The sequence below is a fragment of the Rhizobium herbae genome (assembly GCF_017873135.1).
In the GTDB taxonomy this organism is placed as follows: domain Bacteria; phylum Pseudomonadota; class Alphaproteobacteria; order Rhizobiales; family Rhizobiaceae; genus Pararhizobium; species Pararhizobium herbae.
Map to the genome: position 1 here is coordinate 68439 of NZ_JAGGJV010000009.1, position 18415 is coordinate 86853.

The following is an 18415-nucleotide window of genomic DNA, read 5'->3' on the forward strand; positions in this document are numbered from 1 at the left end:
GCGCAATTACAGATAAACGAAATTGCCGAAAACAATTTATCTGATATACAAAAATAGATGAACAAAATCGAACCGAGCTGGGATTTCTACCGCACCTTCCTGACCGTTCTGCAGGAGGGATCGCTGTCTGCCGCCGCCCGCGAACTCGGGCTGACGCAGCCGACCATCGGCAGGCATATCGATGCGCTGGAAGATATCATCGGCTTCCAGCTGTTCATCCGCTCGCCGCAGGGGCTGATCCCGACGGAAGCGGCAACCGAGCTCAGGCCGCATGCCGAACAGCTGGCCGCCAACGCGGCTGCCTTGCTCAGGACAGCGACTGGACTGGGCGGCGGTGTGCGCGGCACGGTGCGCATCAGTGCCAGCGAGGTGATCGGCATCGAGGTGCTGCCGCCGATGCTCGCGGCGCTCAACGACCGGTACCCGGACCTCGTCATCGAGCTTTCCCTGTCCGATGCCGTCGAGGACCTGATGCGGCAGGAGGCCGATATCGCCGTGCGCATGGTAGCGCCCGAACAGGACGCACTGATCACCCGCCGGATCGGCGGCATTCCGCTCGGGTTGCACGCGCACCGGCGCTATCTCGACAAACACGGGTTCCCGGAAAAGCTGGAAGACCTGCTCCACCACCGCACCATCGGCTTCGACCGGGAAAGCGCCTTCGTGCGGGCGATCCGCAAACGTGTCCCGCTGATCGAGCTGATGCGTCCCTCGTTCCGGGCGGACAGCAACCTGGCGCAGCTGGCGGCGATCCGCGCCGGCTTCGGCATCGGCGTCTGCCAGGTGGCGCTCGCCAGGCGCGATCCCGACATCGTACGGCTGTTCGAGACGGAATTCGAACTGCCGCTCGAAACCTTCGTCGTCATGCACGAGAACCTGAAGACCACGCCCCGCTGCCGCGCCAGCTTCGATGTACTGGTGGAGGGACTGCTGGCCTATATCGGGAAATCCGGAACATTTGGCGGGACCATCGAATAGTCGGGATTGCAGAGGCGCCCGCGCTCAGCCATTGCATCAATACGCATATGACGGCCGGGGTGTTGAATGCACATCTGTTTCGGCGAGCAGACAACGCACACAAAAAGGCATCGCGCCGGGCGCAAATTGATGCTTTTCGTTGCCCGTAATCTTCCCGTATTCCTCGCTTAGAATGACGAGCGGGGACGCAGCCATGAGCAGACCATTTTTCTGGAACGAGTTGAATACCGGCGACTTCGCCCATTTGTCGGTCGACCGGACCATTGCCATCCTGCCGATCGCTTCCACCGAGCAGCACGGTCCGCATCTGCCGATCTCCACCGATGTCACCATCGCCAACGGCATGCTGTCCGAGGTGCGCAAGCAACTGCCGGAAACACTGGACGTTCTCGTTCTTCCGACGCAGGAGATCGGCAAGGCCAACGAGCATATCTACGGCCCCGGCACCCTGTCGCTCGGGGCGGAGATCCTCATTCCCGCCTGGACCGCAATCGGCGGCAAGGTGGCGGAAGCCGGCGTGCGCAAGATGGTGATCGTCAATTCGCATGGCGGCAATCTCGATGTCATGAACATCGTCGCGCGCGAACTGCGCGTGCGTTTTTCCATGGCGGTCGTCGCCACCCAGTGGTCGCGCTTCGGCAGCCCCGAAGGCCTGATCAGCGAACACGAGCAGAAGTTCGGCATTCACGGCGGCGACATGGAAACCTCGATGATGCTGCATTTCCGTGCCGATCTGGTGCGCATGGACAAGGCCGAGAATTTCGCCTCCAGGGCCGAATGGATGAAGGACAACACCCGCTACCTGCAACCCCTGCCACCGCATTCACTGGCCTGGATCGCCCATGATCTCAACCCCAACGGCGTCGTTGGCGACGCGTCGCTCGGCACGGCGGAAAAGGGCGCGCTGATCGCCCGGCACCAGGCAAAGGGTTTCATCGACCTTCTCGACGATCTGACCAACTACCCTCTCTCCCATCTCTATTCGAAATAGGAACGGTCCGGCCTCATTTTTCCGGCGCCAGAATGTGACCGTTGGTCTGCAGTTCCTGCATCATCGCCAGCAATTCCGCCATCAGATATTCGACGAACAGGCTGGTGGCGGCATCGAGCGGCGCCCGCGCCCGCGCAAACAGCTTCATCGGCTGGCGGGAATGCGTCTCGGCGATCGGGCGGAACACCAGTTCGCCGCGCCGGCATTCGACGATCACATCCAGCGGGTTGAGCAGGGTCAGGCCGGTGCCGGATTTGACCAACTGTTTCAGCATCTCCGAGGCATTGGTCTCCACCACCGGCTCCACCGAAACCGGCAGCGGCGCCAGCGCCAGATTGATGACATCGCGCAGGCTGGTGCCGGTTTGCGCCAGCACCAGCCGCTCCTGCACGACATCGGCGAGACTGATCGGACCGGTGCCCGCCAGCTTGTGTCCGGGCGGCAGAACGACACCGATCGGCACGTCGAAATTGGCAAGCGTGCGGATGCCGGGCGTCGCCGGGATATTGAAACCGAGGCCGATATCGACCTCGCCGGTCAGAACCGGGTGAAGCGTGGTCGAGCCGCCGTCGTTGCGCAACTGGATACGCACACGCGGATGCTGGCCGATGAACTTGGCGATGATTTCCGGCAACGGCCCGGCTGCCAATCCGACCGTGGTCACGATCGACACCTTGCCCGCCTGCGGCATCTTCAAACCGCGAATGCGCGATTCCAGCCGCTCGTAATTCTTCAGCACGTCGCGGATATGCTCGATGCAGAGTTCGCCCGCAGCCGTCAGCCGCAGACCGCGCGGCAGCCGCTCGAAGATCGGTACGCCGATTTCCTCCTCCAGCGCCAGGATCTGGCGGTTGATCGCCGAGGACGCGACATTCAGGCGGGCGGCGGCCTTGCGAATGGACCCGCAACGGGCGATTTCGTTGATATATTGCAGCTTTCGGGAATGCAGCATCAGCCTGTTCTTTCATCGTTCGCGCAGCGGACCGACACTTTGAACGCAGTCCGCAGATAGATGCTTAAAAGGCATCAATGCGGACGAATTTTGATGCTTTTCAAAGAGCAAAGCAACCGCTCAAATGGAGAAAATGGACGATCAATGACGGCCGTCCGTTGCATCAAAGGGGAACGACGCAGAATGCGCAATCTACTGAAATCGAATGCAATTCCTGTCATTGCCGGCCTCGGCGCCTTGGTCCTCGCATCCACCCAGGCCGCCGCCGCCGACAAGGTGACCTATGGCACCAACTGGCTGGCGCAGGCCGAGCATGGCGGTTTTTACCAGGCAGTCGCCGATGGCACCTATGCAAAGCACGGTCTTGACGTCACGATCGTACAGGGAGGACCGAACGCCGCCAACGGCGCGCTCCTGATTTCGGGCAAGATCGACTTCTTCATGGGCAGCCCACAGGCCGAAATTTCCGCTGTCGAACAGGGTATCCCGATCGTCGATGTCGCCGCCATCTTCCAGAAGGACCCGCAGGTTTTGATCGCCCATCCGGATCAGGGCATCGAAAAATTCGAGGATCTGGCCAAACTGCCGACGATCTTCATGGGCAAGGACGGCTACCTCACCTATTTCGAGTGGATGAAGGCGAACTTCCCCGGTTTCAAGGACGAGCAGTACAAGCCCTACAACTTCAGCCCGGCCCCCTTTCTCGCCGACAAGCAATCCGCCCAGCAGGGTTATCTGACGTCGGAACCCTATGAGATCGAGAAGCAGGCTGGCATGACGCCGAAGGTCTTCCTGCTGGCCGACAGCGGCTACTCGCCCTATTCGACGATGATCACCACGCAGGCATCGCTGGTCGAAACCAACCCGGACCTGGTGCAGCGCTTCGTCGATGCCTCGATCGAAGGCTGGTACAACTATCTCTATGGCGACAATGCCAAGGCCAACGCCCTGATCAAGACCGACAACCCGGAAATGACCGACGGCCAGATCGCCTATTCGATCGCCAAGATGAAGGAATACGGCATTCTGGAATCCGGCGCGGCGCTTGAAAAAGGCATCGGCTGCCTCACCGAGGAGCACTACAAGAAATTCTTCGACGACGGCGTCGCCATGAAGCTGTTCAAGGCCGAAACCGACTACAAGAAGGCCTTTGCCGCGCAGTTTACCTGCAAGGGCGTCGGCATGGCGCTGAAGAAATAACGGTACCCCGGTCATTTCCCGCCGCCGGCCTGGCGGCGGGTCACAGAAACTGTCCAACAGCCGAGACAGCAATGATTTTAGCAGGGACGCACGCGCCGAAGCGGTCCATCGACGGACGCAAACGGCCGTTGGTTGCCATGGATTCGGTGTCGAAACGGTTTTCGAGCGGCACGCTGGCGCTCTCCGACATGTCGCTCGTCGTGGAAGGCGGAGAATTCGTCAGCCTGCTGGGGCCGTCAGGTTGCGGCAAGTCGACGGCGCTGCGCATCATCGCCGGACTCGGCGACGCATCGTCCGGCAAGATCGACTGGCCAAGCTCACGAATCAACTCCAGAGGCCTGCCGGAAGGCGACATCAGCTTCGTCTTTCAGGAGCCGACGCTGATGCCCTGGCAGACCGTCTTCGGCAATGTCCATCTGCCGCTGAAACTGCGCGGCGTCTCGCAAGCCGCTGCCCGCCCGCAGATCGTCGAGGCGCTTGCGACCGTCGGCCTCAAGGATTTCGCCGACGCCTATCCGCGCGAACTCTCCGGCGGCATGAAGATGCGCGTCTCCATCGCCCGCGCGCTGGTGACGAAGCCGAAGCTGCTGTTGATGGACGAGCCTTTCGCCGCACTCGACGAGATCACTCGCCAGAAGCTCAACGACGACGTGCTGCGCCTGTGGAAGGAAACCGGCATCACAGTGATCTTCGTCACCCATTCGGTGTTCGAATCCGCCTATCTATCCAACCGCATCGTGGTGATGAAGGCCAGGCCCGGCCGCGTCCATGCCGACTTTCCGCTGCGCACCAGCCTGGAGCGCGACGCCCATTACCGGACCTCGGAGGAATATCGCCAGGCCTGCGAAAAAGTCTCGACCATGCTGCTCGAAGCTATCGGATCGGGAGAGCACTGATGAGCACGCAAGGCACAGCGTCCGACACATCCGCTGTCATCCCCTCATCCTTCCGCAACAGGAACCGCGACCTGCTGCTGCGCGTTCTCGTGCCCTTCTTCGTGCTCGCGATCATGGTCCTGCTCTGGCATATCGGCGTCACGGTTTCCGGGGTTCCTCCCTATATCCTGCCGAGCCCCGTTGCCGTTGCCAACGCCCTCGTCACCGACTGGCACACCCTGTCGCCGGCGCTCTGGATCACCACCAAGATCACGCTGCTGTCGCTTCTTCTCGCTCTCATCGGCGGCGTCGGGTTTGCGGTTTTCCTGGTGCAATCACGCTGGATCGAAATCGCCTTCTACCCGATCGCCGTCATCCTGCAGGTGACCCCGATCGTCGCCATCTCGCCCTTGATCCTGATCTATGCACCCTCGACGCAGGTTGCGCTGCTGATCTGCGCCTTTCTCGTCGCCTTCTTCCCGATCCTGTCGAACATGGTGCAGGGGCTGAAGAGCGTCGATCACAACCTTTTGAACCTGTTCGATCTCTACGGCGCGTCGCGCTGGCAGACGCTGCTCTACTTGAAGCTTCCGGCGTCCCTGCCCTATTTCATGACCGGGCTTCGCATCGGCGGCGGGCTGGCGCTGATCGCCGCCGTCGTCGCCGAATTCGCGGCAGGTTCGGCAGGCGCCGGTTCCGGCCTTGCCTTCCGGCTGCTTGAGGCTCAGTACCGGATGAACATTCCGCGGCTGTTTGCAGCCCTGATCCTGCTGTCGCTGCTCGGCGTGGCGATCTTCGCGCTGACCTCCTTCATCTCATGGCTGAGCCTGCATCGTTGGCACGAGAGCAGCCTGAAAAGGGAAAACTGATGTCGACCCCTTTCCTTTTCCTGCCGGACGCTCCGCATTTCGCGCTCAGCAACGCCACGGTTCCGGCAATCGCGGTGACCGCGTCCACCGGCCCCGCCATCGAAGGGTTGGCGTCTGTCGATATCGTGATTTCCAACGGCAAGATCGACGCCGTCCTGCCCGCAGGCACCGCTCCGGCGGAACTGCCGAAGGCTGATCTGCGCCAGGGCATGGTCTGGCCGTGTTTTGCCGACATGCACACCCATCTCGACAAGGGTCACATCTGGCCGCGCCGCCCGAACCCGGACGGAACCTTCATGGGCGCGCTCGACAATGTCGGCATCGACCGCGAGGCCAACTGGTCGGCTTCCGACGTGAGGACGCGGATGGAATTTTCACTGCGCTCGGCCTACGCGCATGGCACCCACCTGATCCGTACCCACCTCGATTCCATTGCACCCCAGCACCGCATTTCCTTCGAGGTGTTCTCCGAGGTCCGCGAGGCGTGGAAAGACCGGATTGCGCTGCAGGCGGTCGCCCTGTTCCCGCTCGACAAGATTTACGACGAGGCGTTTTTTGATGATCTTGTTTCGGTCATCCGGGAGCAAAAAGGTGTTCTGGGCGGCGTCACCTACCTGATGCCGGACCTGGAGGAGCGCCTCGATCTCCTGTTTCGCACTGCCGCGGAGAACGGCTTCGACATCGACCTGCATGTCGACGAGACCGAGGAAAAACAGGTTTTGACACTGAAGACCATCGCCGAAGCCAAACTTCGTCATGGCTTCGAAGGTGTCGTCACCGTCGGCCACTGCTGTTCTCTCGCCCGGCAGGACGAGGACGTGGCAAGCACCACCATCGACCTCGTTGCCCGTGCCGGCATCTCCGTCGTGTCGCTGCCGATGTGCAACATGTATCTGCAGGACCGGCATCCGGGCCGCACGCCGCGCTGGCGCGGGGTGACGCTGTTTCACGAGCTTGCGGCTGCCGGCGTCGCCACCGCCGTGTCGTCGGACAATACCCGCGATCCCTTCTATGCCTATGGCGACATGGACCCGGTCGAAGTCTTCCGCGAGGCCGTGCGCATCCTGCATCTCGATCATCCGCTGACGGATGCGGCCCGTGTCGTCACCACCTCGCCCGCCGATATTCTCGGCCGCCCGGACCTTGGCCGCATTGCCGTCGGCGGTCCCGCCGATCTCGTGCTTTTCAGCGCCCGCCGCTGGAGCGAATTCCTTTCCCGTCCGCAGGCCGACCGCATCGTGATGCGGAATGGCATGGGCATCGACCGCAGCCTGCCGGACTACCGCGAACTCGACCCGATCCTTGGAGCATGACATGCCCGACTACGCCGCCATCAAGAAGGAACTCGAAGGCATCGCCGTCGAGGACAATCCAGCGCTGGTGCGCCAGAAGAGCCGTGACTTCTTCTGGTACTCACCGATCCTGAAGGGTCAGCTGGAGAACGTCACCGGCGACCTCGTCGTTTCGCCCAAGACCGAGGAAGAGGTTATCCGCACCCTGAAGGTCGCCTACGCGCACGGGGCACCCGTGACCCCGCGGGGCGCCGGCACCGGCAACTATGGCCAGGCCATGCCGCTCTCGGGCGGCATCATCCTCAACCTCGCCGGCATGGACAAGGTCAAATCCATCCAGCCCGGCCGGGTTATCTGCGAGCCCGGCGTCGTCATTTCCCAGCTCGACAAACAGACCAAGGCCCATTCCGGCCAGGAGTTGCGCTTCCACCCCTCGACCGCCCAGACCGCAACCATCGGCGGCTTCATCGCCGGCGGATCGGGCGGCGTCGGTTCGATCACCTGGGGTGGGCTGCGCGATCTCGGCAATATTCTCCGCCTGCGCGTCGTCACCATGGAGGCCGAACCGCAGGTGCTGGACCTCACCGGTTGGGACCTGCAGAAGGTCAGCCACGCCTATGGCACCAACGGCATTATCACCGAAGTCGAAATGCCGCTCGCCCCGGCCTACGACTGGGTGGACGTTCTGGTCGGCTATGACGACTTCATGGAGGCCGTCCGCTTTTCCGATGCGCTCAGCCATATGAACGGCCTGCTGCTGAAGGAGGTGGCGCCGATCGCAGCCCCGATCCCTTACGACTATTTCACCCGCCACAAGCCCTTCCTGCGCGATCGCAACCAGTCGGTCGTGGTGATCATGATCGCGCCGCATGCGATGGATCCGTTCACTGCCTTCGTCGCCCAGCAGAAAGGCGAGATCCTGTTTCGCTCCGACAAGGTCGAGAGCATGAAAGGCATCCCGCATGCCTATGAACTCGCCTGGAACCACACGACGCTGCGCGCCCTGAAGGTCGATCCGAACTTCACCTATCTGCAGGTGCAGTACCCAGGTCCCGATCACGTTGCCAAGGTTGGGAAACTGGTGGAGATCTTCGGCGACGAAGTGCCGGGGCATCTCGAGTTCATCAAATTCGATGCGGCCATCCAGTGCTCAGGCCTGCCGCTGGTGCGCTACACCACTGAAGCGCGGCTGGAAGAAATCATCCGCATCCATGAAGACAATGGTTGCCCGATCTTCAATCCGCATCGCTACACACTGGAAGAAGGCGGCATGAAGCAGACCGACACGACCCAGCTCGCCTTCAAGAAACAGACCGACCCCAAGGGCCTGCTCAACCCCGGCAAGATGATCGCCTGGGACAATCCGGATTTCGACTTTACTGCCGGCAAGAACTACCTCTTCCCCGGCCTTGCGGCACTGGGGGTCTGATGCGTGTCCTGCTGCTGCATTCCCACCCGGTCGAGGAAAGTTTCGGCGGCGCCCTGCACCGGCTGACCCGCGAAAGCCTTCAGGCGGCCGGTCATGACGTCGATGATTGCAATCTCTATGCAGAGGGTTTTGATCCGGTCCTGTCGCGCCGCGACCGGCTGATCTATCACGACTATCCGGACAATACCGCGCTGGTGAAGGACTATTGCGACCGGCTTCTGGCGGCGCAGGGGCTGGTCATTGTCACGCCGGTCTGGAATTTCGGCTTTCCGGCGATCCTGAAAGGTTATTTCGATCGCGTCTGGCTGCCGGGCATTTCCTTCGAGCTGGTGGACGGCAAGGTTCAATCGCGGCTGCGCCATATCCGCAAGCTCGGCGCTGTCATGACCTATGGCGCGACACCGTTCCGGGCGTTTGTCGCCGGCAATCCGCCGAAGAAGATCGTCAAGCGGTTGCTGCGCGCCCAGATCAATCCGTGGTCGCCTGTCACCTTTCTCGCCCACTACGACATGAACAATTGCACGGAAGAAACCCGGTCGCGCTTCATGGCAAAGGTGAAGGCGAAGATGGAGAGGTTCTGAGCCGATGCCGGAAAAAACCGCCTTCAATCCCCCCTCGGTCCGCCGCCCCTTCGGCAACTACAATCACGGCCTGATGGTGCCGCCGGGCGCCAGCCTGCTGGTAACCTCCGGGCAACTGGGGATCGGCCTCGACGACACCATTCCGCCCGATGTGACGGCGCAGGCCGAACTCTGCTTTGCGGCGATCGGCGCCATCCTGTCGGACGCCGGCATGAGCTTCGCCGACGTTATCCGCATCAGCGGTTTCGTCACCAGACGCGAGGACTTTCCGGCCTATATGGCGGTCCGCGACCGCTACACACTGGAGCCGAAACCGGTCTCGACCCTGATCATCGTCAGCGGCTTCACCCGGCCGGAATTTCTGGTCGAGGTGGAAGTGACCGCCGCCAAGGTTGTCTGAGATCGCAGGGTCATCCGGCGACAACAGAATGCGTCTGTTTAGGGTACGAGGCGACACGAACTGGTGTCGCAAGCCGCCAAACACCTATGGGAGCGATGGCAATGAGCCATCCGCCGCGCCTTCCGGGCCTCGCCGCGGCGCCAGCGCCTTGACCGAGAACAGCGCATAGATGATCAACGGCAGGCAGACGAGGTAGGACGTGCGGATGCCGGCATGTTCGGCGATGAAGCCAAGCAGCGGCGGGGCGAGGAAGAAGACGATGAACGTCACCTGGCCGAGCGCTGCGACATTCACCTGCGCCGCCCGGTCGGTGCGCTGGGCGGCAGCCGACACCGCCAGCGGATAGACCGCACTGCATCCAGCCCCCATCAGCGCGAAGCCGAGCAGCGCGACATAGGCGTGCGGCGCCAGCCAGACGGCGCTGAGGCCGATCGCCGACAGGATCAGCAGGGCCGTGGCGACAGCGCGGGCGCCAAACCGGTCGACGACCGGGTCGATGAATAGTCGTGCCATCGCCATGAAGAAGGTGAACAGCGTCAGGCCGAGGCCGCCGATGAACGGCTCGACCGCGAAGACGTCACGCATGTAGATCGCCGACCAGTCGATGCCGGCACCTTCGACGAGGAAGGCAGCGACGCCGATAATGCAGAGCGGCAGGAGGCCAAGGGTCGGCAGGGCCAGCAGCGGCGCCTTCGCCTCATGCACAACAGCCCGCGCCGGCGCGTTGCGGATGCCGGAAATGGCAATCGTTCCGACGATCAGAACGACAGCGAGCGTGACTGCAAGATGAAGCTGCATCGAGATTTCGGCCTGGCGCACGGCCGACGCGATCAGCGCCGTGACAAAGAAGCCGAAGCTCCAGAAACCGTGGGCACGATTCATGATGCCGCGGCAGAGCTGCGCCTCGAGGCGGTCGATCTCGACATTGAGATTGATTTCCAGCGCGCCGGCCAGAAGCCCTGCCCCGAACAGCACGCAGAAAACCATCGGTGCCGCGCCGACCCAGGGAACGATTGCGAACGACGCAGCAGTGCCAAGAACGGTCACGAAGGCGGTCGTTCGCGCGCCCAGATGCGCGATCAGCGGCGAAGAGAATGTCAGCGAAATCAGCGCACCGATCGCCATGCCGATGAGGGTCAGTCCCAGCTCGGATTTGTTGACATTCAAAGCCACTTGCAAATCAGGCATGCGGGCCAGCAGCGCCCCAAGCGAGACGGCGAACAGGAAGAAACAGATGTAGATCCTGTGATGCGGCGCGATATTCATGACTTGGCTCCTCGACAGGCGGTCATGTACCGGGAATCGCGCGGAAGTGGAACCCGCGGGGCGTGTTCGGGGCAGTAATTTAAGGCTGTTAGGCCAGATGTCGCTACGCTGACTGCCCGATGGGAGCCAATGACTACCAACAAAAAACCCGCCGTTTCCGGCGGGCTCCTGTTGCATTGCAGTGATTCCTTACTTGCAGGCGCCGCAGAAGCGCTGGATGCGCTTGCAGGCTTCCTCAAGCAGCTCTTCCGAGGTCGCGTAGGAGATACGAAAGTTGGGGCCGAGGCCGAAGGCCGAGCCGTGGACGACGGCGACGCCTTCGGATTCCAGCAGCTCGGAAACGAAGTCCTCGTCGGTTTCGATGACCTTGCCCGAAGGCGCCGTCTTGCCGATCAGGCCCTTGCAGGACGGATAGACGTAGAACGCACCTTCCGGCGACGGGCATTCGATGCCCTTGGCCTGGTTCAGCATCGAGACGACCAGATCGCGGCGGCCTTCGAAGATCTTCTTGTTTTCCGGAATGAAGTCCTGGGTGCCGTTGAGCGCCTCGACAGCCGCCCACTGGGCGATCGAGCAGGCGCCCGAGGTCTGCTGGCCCTGGATCATGTCCATCGCCTTGATCAGCGCCAGCGGGCCGGCCGCATAGCCGATGCGCCAGCCGGTCATGGCATAGGCCTTGGAAACACCGTTCATGGTGAGTGTGCGGTCATAGAGCTTCGGCTCGACTTCGACCGGTGTGGCGAACTTGAAGTCGCCATAGGTCAGGTGTTCGTACATGTCGTCGGTCAGCACCCAGACATGCGGATGCTTGAGCAGCACGTCGGTCAGGGCCTTGAGTTCCGCATGGCTGTAGGCAGCGCCCGACGGGTTGGACGGCGAGTTGAAGATGAACCACTTGGTCTTGTCCGTGATCGCCTTGTCGAGGTCTTCGGCGGTCAGCTTGAAATTATTGGCCTGCGTCGCTTCGACGAACACCGGCGTGCCGCCGCAGATCGACACCATCTCCGGATAGGACACCCAGTAAGGTGCCGGGATAACGACTTCATCGCCTGGATTCATCGTCGCCATGAAGGCGTTGAAAAGAATCTGCTTTCCACCGGTGCCGACGATCGTCTGGGCGGCGGTGTATTCGAGGTTGTTCTCGCGCTTGAACTTCCTGGCGATCGCCTCGCGCAGTTCCGGGATGCCCGAAACCGGCGTGTACTTCGTCTCGCCGCGGTTGATCGCGTCTATGGCGGCCTTCTTGATATTGTCCGGCGTATCGAAATCCGGCTCCCCGGCGCCAAGCCCGATCACATCGCGGCCCTTGGCTTTCAGCTCCCGGGCTTTCTGGGAAACGGCGATGGTGGCGGATGGCTTTACACGGGAAAGAGCGTCGGCAAGAAAGGCCATGATATGTTTGTCCTGATCAGGTTGAAACAGCATGCGGCCAATGGAGCGGGCTCTGCCTGCCTCCATAGCGGTTAGGTGTATGTCGAAAGACAGCCCCGGTTTCAAGCGCAAATGCCCGTAAAAGTCGGCAAAATGCGTGACCATGACAATGTTTCATCGGTGACATCACCCGATTGGATGAATCACTTTGTCGGCCACGCTGCGCAGATACCTGAAACGACTCTGCTTTTTCGACCCGGCTAAAGAGAAATGGCAAGATGCTGCGGCCTCATGGACACGAGGGAGAATAACGTTCCTGTACGGGAATTTATTCATCAAAAACAAAAGCTTTGACGAATTTCCGCAACGCCTTGATTTGGTCACAACAAATGCCTTGGCCTGCCGCAATTCCGTCCTTGTGCAGCCGGTTTCCGGGGCTTTTCTGATGGCAGACGAATCCATTTGCGCCGAGGGGGCCTGCAATGCTTCTGGACACCGAAAATGCGGGAGCGCCGCCAAGCCGCTCGCACACCCGACACATCGAATATCTGCTGGTCGCAGCCCTTGCGGCGGTAACTCTGGTCCTGCTTTTCGCGATGGGCTTTTTCTCGCACGCGGCAGCCGAAACGGCCGAAGGCAAGCCGCAACGTTTCGCCGGCTATGTGCATCCCAACGACATGGGCACCGGCGCCCTGCTCTTCCCCTCCAAGGAGCCCGGCTCCTTCGTCGAAGCGCCGCGCCTGGCGACCGACGTGGTGATCGACGTCAACGGCCCGATCATCCGCACCCGCGTCACCCAGCGCTTCCAGAACCCGAGCAAGGGCTGGGTCGAGGGCACCTATGTCTTTCCGCTGCCGGAAAACTCCGCCGTCGATACGCTCAAGATGCAGATCGGCGACCGCTTCATCGAGGGCGAGATCAAGGCCCGCGAAGAGGCCCGCAAGGTTTATGAGCAGGCCAAGGCCGAGGGCAAGAAGACGGCGCTTCTAGAGCAGCAGCGCCCCAACATCTTCACCAACCAGGTCGCCAATATCGGCCCCGGCGAAACCATCGTCGTGCAGATCGAATACCAGAGCAGCGTGCATCAGTCGGGCGGCGAATTTTCGCTCCGGTTCCCGATGGTCGTCGCACCCCGCTACAATCCGGATCCGATCGTCCAGACCGTCGATCTCGACCCCAATTCCGGTTATGCGGCCAACGACCCGGTTCCGGATCGCGACAGGATCACGGCACCGGTGCTGGACCCGGCCGAGAACGCCCGGATCAATCCGGTGACGCTGACGGTCAACCTGAACGCCGGTTTCCCGCTCGGCAACGTGACCTCGCCATTCCATGCGACAGACACGCAGACCGTCGACGACATGGCGCGGACGATTTCGCTGAAGAGCGGCAGCGTCCCGGCCGACAAGGATTTCGAGCTGAGCTGGACTGCGAGCGCCGGCAAGACGCCGCATGCGGGCCTGTTCCGCGAGACGATGAACGGCAAGACCTATCTGCTCGGCTTCGTGACGCCGCCGGCCGATGATGCCGCCGCGACAGACGCGCGGCCGAAGCGCGAGGTGGTCTTCGTCATCGACAATTCCGGCTCCATGGCTGGCAAATCGATCGAGCAGGCCCGCGAAAGCCTGGCGCTGGCCATCTCCAAGCTTCAACCGCAAGACAGGTTCAACGTCATCCGCTTCGACGATACGATGAGCGTACATTTTCCGTCCCTGGTCCAGGCGACGCCGGACAAGCGCGAGGATGCCATCGCCTTCGTTCGCGGCCTGACGGCGGACGGCGGCACGGAAATGCTGCCGGCGCTGGAGGCGGCGCTGCGCACGCAAGGGACCGTCGAACCCGGTGCCCTGCGGCAGGTGGTGTTCCTCACCGATGGCGCAATCGGCAACGAAGAACAGCTGTTCGCGGAAATCTCCAGGAATCGTGGCGATGCCCGCGTCTTCACCGTCGGCATCGGCTCGGCGCCCAACACTCACTTCATGACCAAGGCCGCCGAAATCGGCCGTGGCACGTTTACGCTGATCGGCTCGGAAGATCAGGTCGCGGCCCGCATGGGCGAACTGTTCGACAAGCTCGAAAAGCCTGTCATGACCGATATCGCCGTGACCTTCGATGGCGCGAATGCGCAGGATATCACACCAAACCCGATGCCGGATCTCTATCGCGGCGAGCCGGTGGCACTGACCGCACAGTTGGACGGCACATCGGCTGTCGGCAAATTGCAGATCATCGGCAAGACCGGCAGCCAGCCCTGGCGTATCGAGATGGACGTTGCCAAGGCCTCCGAGGGCAAGGGTATCGCCAAGCTTTGGGCACGCCGCAAGATCGATGATCTCGAAGCCAGCGCCTATGCCGTGAACGACGCGGCGACGCTCGACAAGCAGATCGAGACGGTGGCGCTTGCCAACCATCTCGTCTCGCGCGTCACCAGTCTCGTTGCCGTCGACGTCACGCCATCGCGTCCCGCCGGCCAACCTGTGGCCAGCACCGATCTGCCGCTCAACCTGCCCGACGGTTGGGACTTCGACAAGGTCTTTGGCGAAAAGCCGCAACAGACGATCCCGGAAGGCCAGCGCAAGGCGTCGCTTGAACAGAGCGAGGAACAGGCAATGCTGGTTGCCGACCGCATGGCCGCGGCGCCAACGGCGCGCGCAGCCGGCCTGATCGCCGATGCCGGGACACAGGTGGACCTGCCGCAGACGGCGACGCTGGCCGACCGGCATATCCTGATCGGCCTGATGCTGCTCGCCTTCGCCCTGATGGCGGCCACCACCTTCAGCCTGTGGCGCTGGCAGCTGCGCGGCCTTGTTTTGGAGGCACGCGGCCGTGTCAGATAAACGCAGCAATGATGGCAACCACACCGACGAAGGGCGCGCCGGCTTTCTGGCGCGCCTCAACGCGCTGGAGACGGTCGTGCTGGCCGGGATCCTGCTCGTGGCGCTCGCCGGCCTGATGCTGGTCGGCAAGGGCTTCTACATGAAGGCCAAGGCGGAGGTTTCGCAGGTGCTGCTGAAGCGCAGCTTCGAGGCGCAGCTGCAGGGAGACGCGGACGTCAAACCATGGCCCTGGGCCGATTTTTCCACCGAGGCGGAGATCGCCGCTCCGCGCATCGGCAAGACCGCCGTCGTGCTTTCCGGCGCCAGCGGCGAGGCGCTCGCCTTCGGGCCGGCGCGGCTGGCCAACACCCCGGCACCGGGCGAACTCGGCACCTCCGTCATCGCCGCCCATCGTGACACGCATTTCCGCTGGCTGAAGGACGTCAAGCCGGGCGACCTTCTGCTCGTCACCCGCAAGGATGGAACAAACCTCACCTTCCGCGCCGGCACCAGCCGGATCGCCCGCTGGGACGAGAGCGGCATCAACGCGGATGCGCCCGGCCGCAATCTGGCGCTTGCCACCTGCTGGCCGTTCGATGCGACCGAGCAAGGCCCTTTGCGCTATATCGTCAATGCGGAACTTGTTCCGGACGCCGGACAATCGAAGCTCTCGGCACTCGATAAGCCCGTTCAACTCCCGGTAAAATCCTTTTGATTGCAGAAACCCTTTAACCGGCCTTGATCCCGTCGTCTGAGACCCCAGCTTCCAGGGGAAGCACATGGAGCGCGAGATGAAGACGACACCTGGATACCTGTTGAAATCCGCCGGTCTGGCGGCGGCTCTTCTCTCTGCCCCTTCCCCTTCCCTGGCCTTCGCTCAGGAGCCAGCGCAATTTTCGACGGAGAAAGCATCCGTGCAGGTCGGCACGATTGCCTCCGGCCTGGACAATCCCTGGTCGGTCGAGGTGTTGCCCGACGGCAGCTTCATCGTCACCGAGCTTGGCGGCACGCTTCGCACCATCCGGGACGGCAAACTTTCGGAGCCGATCGCCGGCGTTCCAGAGGTGGCGCGCCAGGGACAGGGCGGGCTTCTCGATGTGGCGCTCGATCCGGGCTTTGCGACCAGCCGGACGCTGTTCCTGTCGATGGCGGTTGCGGAGGGCGGTGGTTATGGAACGGCGATCGTGCGCGCCGTGCTTGCCGAGGACGGAAAGAGCCTGGCGGAGGTGAAGGAGCTCTTTCGGATGAACAGATTCACCGGCAAGGGCCAGCATTTCGGATCACGGATCGCCATCGCCGCCGATGGTAGCTTGTTTTTCGGCATCGGCGATCGCGGCGAACGGGATCGCGCGCAGGACATGCGCGACCATGCGGGCGCCATTCTGCATATCAACGCGGATGGCAGCATCCCGTCGGGCAATCCCTATAAGGACGGCCCCTATAAGGACGGCAAGACCGGGCTTCCCGAGATCTGGTCGAAGGGTCACCGCAATCCGCAAGGGATCGTTATCGACCCCGCCAACAACCAGTTGCTGACCGTCGAACATGGTGCGCGCGGCGGCGATGAGATCAACACGCCGCAGCCGGGCAGGAATTACGGCTGGCCGGTGATCACCTATGGCAAAGACTATTCCGGCGTGGAGATCGGCGTCGGCCAGGCCGCTGACGGCTACGAGCAGCCGCTCTACTACTGGGATCCGTCGATCGCGCCCGGAGCCATCGATGTCTATCACGGCGCGATGTTTCCGCAGTGGGAAGGCAATCTTTTGGTCGCGGCGCTGAAGTATCAGCTGCTGGCACGGCTGGAGCGGGACGACAGCGGCGCGGTCGTTTCGGAGGAACGGCTGTTCGAGGGCGAATTCGGACGCATCCGCGACGTCAAGGTAGCGCCCGACGGCTCCATCCTGATGCTGACGGACGGAGACGATGGCGCGCTGCTGCGGATCTCCGCTGCGGACAAGAAGAGCTGATCGCTCCGCCTTGTCGTATGGGGCGGCGCACTTGGCCGCTGCTGCCGAAGCATGGGTCTTTGCGAGCGGCAGGCCCTTGCTTTCCACAGAGTCGATGTTGGAGCAACGGCACGGTCCCGCAACGAAGTTGCAAGTTTTATCAAACGGTTAATATTTGAAGAAGCTATGGACGTGCACCGGAGTACCACGCCGCTCTATGGCCAACCCTGCCGAAAACAGCCTAAAAAATATGCAAAAAATAGCAAACGGCAATATTTTCAATAGCTTGCAATATATAATCCGAAAAATCATATTTTTCGGCAGTTGATTGCTTTTTAAACAAACCAAAATGGCACACTTGTTTCAAAAAACTTTTGCTTGCCAATTTAAAATAAACACAGCAAGCTTACTGTGTTCGGGCAATTTGCGAACACGGGAAGACCTTTAAATAACGCGCGCCGGACACGCAAAATGTTCCGGGCAGTCAGGCAAAGACAGAGTTTTTCGATGGCTGGCTGCAATTACAGGACCCTTTCCTCATAGTCGAGAACTGCCTGCCGCACGCCCCTGGGGCAAACATCGTAATGCTGCCCGCCGCATTCGGGCAGAGGAAAAAGGACCTGACGCATGGCCGAGACTGGCATTGTTAAATTCTTCAACACCGACAAGGGCTTCGGTTTCATCAAGCCTGATAACGGTGGCGCCGACATCTTCGTGCATATTTCCGCAGTCCAGGCCTCGGGCCTGAACGGACTATCCGAAAATCAGAAGGTCAGCTTCGACACGGAACCGGATCGCCGCGGCAAAGGCCCGAAGGCGGTCAACCTGCAGGTTTCGGGCTAAACAGTCCACTCGCTGCAAACCGATTCACGTTGAAGCCCGGCCTCGTTGCCGGGTTTTTTCATTCAGCCTGCATTCAGTTTCGCCATATTAATCTGTTTCCATCATGAAGGACGGAAACGGTCCGGCCCATTCACAGGATCAAAACAATGAACAAGTTTATCAAAGCTGCTGTTCTGGCCCTTGCCACTGCTGCCACTGTCATTCCGGCAGTCACGCCGGTGCAGGCCGAAGACTGGGGACGCCGCAACTACTATCGCCACGGTGGACACCACAACAACGGCGACGCTGTTGCCCTTGGCGCACTGGGTCTTGCCACTGGCGTGATCATCGGCGGTGCCATTGCCAGCCAGCCGCGCTACCAGGAACGGGTCTATATCGATCCGGAACCTGAATATTACGAACCGCGCCCGGTCTATCGCCGCCCCCGTCCCGTGGTGGTCGAGAGCTACGGTGCGCTTGAGCCCTGGTCCCCCGGCTGGTACCGTTATTGCTCGCAGCGTTACCGCTCGTTCGATTCCCGGTCCGGCACCTTCGTCGGTTATGACGGCAGAGAATATTTCTGCCGCGCCGGCTGAGACAGTATCCAATCCGTGAAAAAGGCAC

The 18415-nt window shown here is 61.6% G+C and carries 17 protein-coding genes; 14 read left to right on the forward strand and 3 right to left on the reverse strand.

Annotated elements, in window-relative coordinates; translation table 11 throughout:
• Window positions 1–57: 57 nt before the first annotated feature.
• Together J2Z75_RS22510 and J2Z75_RS22515 are read left to right on the forward strand one after the other, a co-directional pair.
• Window positions 58–978 (forward strand): LysR family transcriptional regulator, encoded by a 921-nt coding sequence (locus tag J2Z75_RS22510; RefSeq protein WP_209855023.1) that lies wholly within the window; start codon window positions 58–60, stop codon window positions 976–978.
• Between the two features lie 193 nt (window positions 979–1171).
• Window positions 1172–1969, forward strand: a complete 798-nt coding sequence (locus J2Z75_RS22515) for a creatininase family protein (RefSeq protein ID WP_209855024.1) — start codon at window positions 1172–1174, stop codon at window positions 1967–1969.
• Between the two features lie 13 nt (window positions 1970–1982).
• Here J2Z75_RS22515 and J2Z75_RS22520 read toward each other — a convergent pair whose 3' ends face one another.
• Window positions 1983–2921 (reverse strand): LysR family transcriptional regulator, encoded by a 939-nt coding sequence (locus tag J2Z75_RS22520; protein ID WP_209855025.1) that lies wholly within the window; start codon window positions 2919–2921, stop codon window positions 1983–1985.
• A 183-nt stretch (window positions 2922–3104) separates the two neighbouring features.
• Between J2Z75_RS22520 and J2Z75_RS22525 the strand changes: the two genes are divergently transcribed.
• The 7 genes from J2Z75_RS22525 to J2Z75_RS22555 all read left to right on the forward strand — a co-directional run bounded on the left by J2Z75_RS22525 (window position 3105) and on the right by J2Z75_RS22555 (window position 9567).
• Entirely contained in the window at window positions 3105–4121 is a 1017-nt protein-coding gene (locus J2Z75_RS22525; protein ID WP_209855026.1) for an ABC transporter substrate-binding protein, read from the forward strand.
• Window positions 4122–4192: 71 nt separating this feature from the next.
• A complete protein-coding gene (locus J2Z75_RS22530; protein WP_209855027.1) occupies window positions 4193–5017 on the forward strand; it encodes an ABC transporter ATP-binding protein in 825 nt (274 codons plus the stop codon).
• Entirely contained in the window at window positions 5017–5865 is an 849-nt protein-coding gene (locus J2Z75_RS22535) for an ABC transporter permease (protein ID WP_209855028.1), read from the forward strand. The genes J2Z75_RS22530 and J2Z75_RS22535 overlap by 1 nt, the downstream gene beginning before the upstream one ends.
• Window positions 5865–7178: a cytosine deaminase gene (locus J2Z75_RS22540; protein WP_209855029.1), complete on the forward strand. Its 1314-nt coding sequence runs from the start codon at window positions 5865–5867 to the stop codon at window positions 7176–7178. The genes J2Z75_RS22535 and J2Z75_RS22540 overlap by 1 nt, the downstream gene beginning before the upstream one ends.
• A 1-nt stretch (window position 7179) precedes the next feature.
• Entirely contained in the window at window positions 7180–8586 is a 1407-nt protein-coding gene (locus J2Z75_RS22545) for an FAD-binding oxidoreductase (protein WP_209855030.1), read from the forward strand.
• Window positions 8586–9167: an NAD(P)H-dependent oxidoreductase gene (locus J2Z75_RS22550; RefSeq protein ID WP_209855031.1), complete on the forward strand. Its 582-nt coding sequence runs from the start codon at window positions 8586–8588 to the stop codon at window positions 9165–9167. The genes J2Z75_RS22545 and J2Z75_RS22550 overlap by 1 nt, the downstream gene beginning before the upstream one ends.
• Before the next feature lie 4 nt (window positions 9168–9171).
• Window positions 9172–9567, forward strand: a complete 396-nt coding sequence (locus J2Z75_RS22555) for a RidA family protein (RefSeq protein ID WP_209855032.1) — start codon at window positions 9172–9174, stop codon at window positions 9565–9567.
• An 84-nt stretch (window positions 9568–9651) separates the two neighbouring features.
• On the opposite strand, the gene J2Z75_RS22560 is transcribed toward J2Z75_RS22555, so the two are convergent.
• Both J2Z75_RS22560 and J2Z75_RS22565 read right to left on the reverse strand, forming a co-directional pair.
• Window positions 9652–10833: an MFS transporter gene (locus J2Z75_RS22560; protein WP_209855033.1), complete on the reverse strand. Its 1182-nt coding sequence runs from the start codon at window positions 10831–10833 to the stop codon at window positions 9652–9654.
• A gap of 189 nt (window positions 10834–11022) precedes the next feature.
• Window positions 11023–12225 (reverse strand): pyridoxal phosphate-dependent aminotransferase, encoded by a 1203-nt coding sequence (locus tag J2Z75_RS22565; protein ID WP_209855034.1) that lies wholly within the window; start codon window positions 12223–12225, stop codon window positions 11023–11025.
• Window positions 12226–12686: 461 nt separating this feature from the next.
• Here J2Z75_RS22565 and J2Z75_RS22570 point away from each other — a divergent pair, with 461 nt between their 5' ends.
• The 5 genes from J2Z75_RS22570 (at window position 12687) to J2Z75_RS22590 (ending at window position 18387) form a co-directional block, all read left to right on the forward strand.
• The gene (locus J2Z75_RS22570) at window positions 12687–15041 is read left to right on the forward strand and encodes a marine proteobacterial sortase target protein (protein ID WP_209855035.1); all 2355 of its coding nucleotides are present in this window, start codon (window positions 12687–12689) and stop codon (window positions 15039–15041) included.
• Window positions 15031–15735 (forward strand): class GN sortase, encoded by a 705-nt coding sequence (locus J2Z75_RS22575; RefSeq protein WP_209855036.1) that lies wholly within the window; start codon window positions 15031–15033, stop codon window positions 15733–15735. Before J2Z75_RS22570 ends, J2Z75_RS22575 begins: the two co-directional genes overlap by 11 nt.
• 76 nt (window positions 15736–15811) lie before the next feature.
• A complete protein-coding gene (locus tag J2Z75_RS22580; protein ID WP_234937511.1) occupies window positions 15812–16990 on the forward strand; it encodes a PQQ-dependent sugar dehydrogenase in 1179 nt (392 codons plus the stop codon).
• A 606-nt stretch (window positions 16991–17596) separates the two neighbouring features.
• A complete protein-coding gene (locus J2Z75_RS22585) occupies window positions 17597–17812 on the forward strand; it encodes a cold-shock protein (RefSeq protein ID WP_037098666.1) in 216 nt (71 codons plus the stop codon).
• 146 nt (window positions 17813–17958) lie between these two features.
• On the forward strand, window positions 17959–18387 hold the full coding sequence (locus tag J2Z75_RS22590) for a BA14K family protein (protein ID WP_209855038.1): 429 nt from the start codon (window positions 17959–17961) through the stop codon (window positions 18385–18387).
• Window positions 18388–18415: the final 28 nt, after the last annotated feature.